The sequence below is a fragment of the Mycobacterium asiaticum DSM 44297 genome (assembly GCF_000613245.1).
Classification (GTDB): domain Bacteria; phylum Actinomycetota; class Actinomycetes; order Mycobacteriales; family Mycobacteriaceae; genus Mycobacterium; species Mycobacterium asiaticum.
On record NZ_HG964938.1, the window covers coordinates 713,747 to 716,919 of the forward strand.

Annotated in this window: 2 protein-coding genes and 2 pseudogenes; 3 read left to right on the top strand and 1 reads right to left on the bottom strand. The window is 67.6% G+C overall.

What is annotated here, in order from left to right; all coding sequences use genetic code 11:
* Positions 1-328, top strand: a pseudogene (locus BN972_RS29640) (hypothetical protein); the annotation flags it as partial.
* Here the strand turns inward: BN972_RS29640 and BN972_RS22170 are convergent.
* Positions 325-1,362 carry a phosphotransferase family protein gene (locus BN972_RS22170; RefSeq protein ID WP_036362595.1) on the bottom strand — a complete coding sequence of 346 codons (1,038 nt, stop codon included), beginning with the start codon at positions 1,360-1,362 and terminating at the stop codon, positions 325-327. The pseudogene BN972_RS29640 and the gene BN972_RS22170 overlap by 4 nt on opposite strands.
* Positions 1,363-1,498: 136 nt before the next feature.
* Between BN972_RS22170 and BN972_RS22175 the strand changes: the two genes are divergently transcribed.
* Complete coding sequence (locus tag BN972_RS22175; RefSeq protein ID WP_036362596.1) at positions 1,499-2,443, top strand: class I SAM-dependent methyltransferase; 945 nt, start codon at positions 1,499-1,501, stop codon at positions 2,441-2,443.
* Positions 2,444-2,572: 129 nt separating this feature from the next.
* Positions 2,573-3,173 (top strand): annotated as a pseudogene (locus BN972_RS30595) (PE family protein); the annotation flags it as partial.

The following is a 3,173-nucleotide window of genomic DNA, read 5'->3' on the forward strand; positions in this document are numbered from 1 at the left end:
TCTGTTGGGCGGCTCCGGCAATGCCGGCTATCGCGGTGGTGGCGTCGCGCGCGGCGGCGCGCCCGGCCGAGTGGGCGGCTACGCCGGAAGTGCTGCGCCGGTGACACGGGCCGGCGTTGCAAGCGCGGCGAGCGCAGGCCTGCTCAACAAGCCGGATCAGGTGGCCAACCGTGCCCGAAAAGGCAAGCCGGGCAAGGGGTTCGGCGACGGTGGCCCAGGCGGCCGGGGGGACGCGCGCGATCTGCGGGCCAGCTACGTCAAGCGTCACGACGAGGCCCCGCGCGAGTTTGGCACCGGCGGCGCCGGCGGCGCCAACCGCGTCGCCTAAGAACGCGTCTCGATCAACGCCAGCGCGCGCTTGAACAGGTGCACGGTGCCCGCGTGCAGCTGATCGCCGACCGCTTTCTCCGCCTTGCCCGCACAGGCGCGGGCCAGCGTGCCCTCAATCACGATGCCCAGCTTGAAGCAGGCCAGCACGGTGTACCAGGTGATGTGCGAGAGGTCGCGAGTGGTGTTGGCGGCATAACGCTGCAGCAGGTCATTGGTGCTGGCCAGACCGTCCCTACCGCCGAGGGCGTGACTGAACACGCTGGAGCCGTCGTCTTGGCGCCAGGTCGCTAGCAGCCAGCCCAAATCCAGCAGCGGGTCTCCGATCGTGCACATCTCCCAGTCCACGATCGCCACCACTTCGGGCCCGGTGCGGGAGAACATCACGTTAGCCGCGTGGTAGTCGCCGTGCATGATGCCGGGCGTCCAATGAGCGGGTCGGTGGCTTTCCAGCCAGTGCGACACTTCGTCGATGCCCGGAATGTCCGGACCGGGGTAGCCGTCGTACTCCTGATAGGACTCCAGCTCCGAAAGCCAGCGCGGCACTTGACGTTCCAGAAACCCCGCCGGTTTGCCGAAATCTTCGAGACCGACGGCGACGTGATCGACGGCGCCGAGCCTGGCCAGCGCGTCGGCCATCGACAACCCCATGCTGTAGCGCACCTGAGGGTCAGTGGCATGCAGCGGCGGCAGGCCCTCACCCGCGTTGAAGCCGTCGATCGGTTCCATCAGGTAGAACACGGCGTCCCCGAGCACCCTGGGGTCGTCGCACGTCGCGATCAGATGGGGGTGCGGCACATCGGAGCCGGCCAGTGCCGCAAGCACCCGTGTCTCTCGCAGGATGACGCTGTTGCTGCGGGGGCGCAGGTGCCGTGGGCCGCGGCGCAGCACGTAGGGCCGGCCGGACCTGGTGAACCGCATCATCACGTTCTGGGTGCCGCCGGTCACCGCCGCGACGTCCTGCAGGGGTCCCTCCCCCAGACCTTGCTCCGACATCCAACGAGCCACCGCATCCAGATCTACGGCCGGATTCATGCTGCTCCTTTGCACCTGTCAACCGACTTGGAAACAGCCTAGAAAGAGCGTAGGGACTGCCCAGCGGCGGCCGTTGCGGGCGCCGCCCTGGAAGAATAGTTTGCAAAACTGACTTTCTCGGTTGAGGAGGAGTGCCATGCAGCGCACCGACAACGATTCCTGGGAGATCACGCAGAGCGTGGGCTCTACCGCTCTAGGTGTTGCTGCGGCACGGGCCGTGGAGACCGAGAGTGAAAACCCGTTGATCAACGACCCGTTCGCCCGGGTCTTTCTCGACGCGGCGGGCAAGGGAATGTGGACCCTCTACTCCGACCCGGACTTGCTTGCGCAGGCCCGCGAGATCGAACCCGAGATCGGGACCAGGGCGCAGTTGATGGTCGATTTCATGGCGACGCGGACCGCGTTCTTCGACGAGTTCTTTCTGGCTGCCGCCGACTCCGGCGTCCGTCAGATAGTCATCCTCGCCTCCGGACTGGACGCCCGCGCGTGGCGGCTGCCGTGGCCGGACGGCACGGTGGTCTACGAGCTCGACCAGCCCAAGGTGCTGGAATTCAAGAACACCACGCTGGAGCGGCACGGTGCCCGGCCCACGTCGCAGGTGGTCAATATCGCCGTCGACCTGCGCCAGGACTGGCCGAAGGCTCTACAGGAGGCGGGGTTCGACCCGACGCAACCCTCGGCATGGTCGGCCGAGGGATTGGTGCGCTACCTGCCCGCGCAGGCTCAAGATCTGCTGTTCGAGCGCATCGACATGCTCAGCGCACCTGGTAGCTGGCTGGCCTCCAACGTGCCGGACAAGGGTGCAATCGACAGCGAGCTGGTGCAACGCCAGCGCGAGGAAATGCAGCGGATCCGGGCGGTGGCGGCGCGACTCGTCGACACCGAGATCCCGGCCGTGGAAGACCTCTGGTACCCCGAGGAGCGCACTGCGCTCACGGATTGGCTGCGGGAGCGTGGCTGGGAAGCCACCGCGGCGGACTTTCCCGAATTGATGGCTCGCTACAACCGGGTGGTCCCGAGCGGCTCCGAGGACTCCATGCCGCCGACGCTGTTCGTATCCGCGCGCCGGCCGAGCGCCTGAGCCGGCCGCGGGTCTGCATAATTTGCATTACCTGTGACCAGATCCGAAATCACTGTCCTTTCTGCGCAGTAACGCTATCGTCAATTCCCTGAAATTCGCGGGTCCCGACCATGCGCGAGGAGGGCGACGGTGTCGTATCTGGTAGCGGTCCCGGAGACGGTGGCCACGGCGGCTGCTGATCTTGCGGGTGTCGGCTCGATTCTGACTTCGGCCGGCAGGCTGGCCGGGCCACCGACCACGAACGTTCTGGCGGCGGGCGCCGACGAGGTGTCCGCGGCGGTAGCGGCGTTGTTCAGCGGACACGGCGAGCAGTTTCAGGCCGTGAGCCGGCAGCTCTCTGCCTTCCATCAGCAGTTCGTGCAGTCGCTCACCGGGGCAGCTGGAGCTTACGCCTCAGCAGAGGCGGCCAACGTCGCACTGCAGTCGGCGCAGCAGGACATCCTCAACGCCGTCAACGCGCCGGCCCAGGCTTTGCTGGGTAGGCCACTGATCGGCGACGGAGCCCACGGCACGGCTGCCAATCCCAACGGCGGTGCCGGCGGGTTGCTTTACGGAAATGGTGGCAACGGGTTCTCCCAAACAGCCGACGGGGCGGCTGGCGGAGTTGGCGGCGCGGCGGGACTGATCGGCAACGGCGGGCTGGGTGGCGCCGGCGGAGCCGGTGCGGCGGGCGGTGCCGGAGGGTCGGGCGGCTGGTTGTACGGCAACGGTGCGCGCGGTGCGGTGCGGC

Excerpts from the sequence above, each read along its gene's own strand:
- BN972_RS22175 (WP_036362596.1), top strand. The coding sequence starts at position 1,499 with ATGCAGCGCACCGACAACGATTCCTGGGAGATCACGCAGAGCGTGGGC.
- BN972_RS22170 (WP_036362595.1), bottom strand. The coding sequence starts at position 1,362 with ATGAATCCGGCCGTAGATCTGGATGCGGTGGCTCGTTGGATGTCGGAG.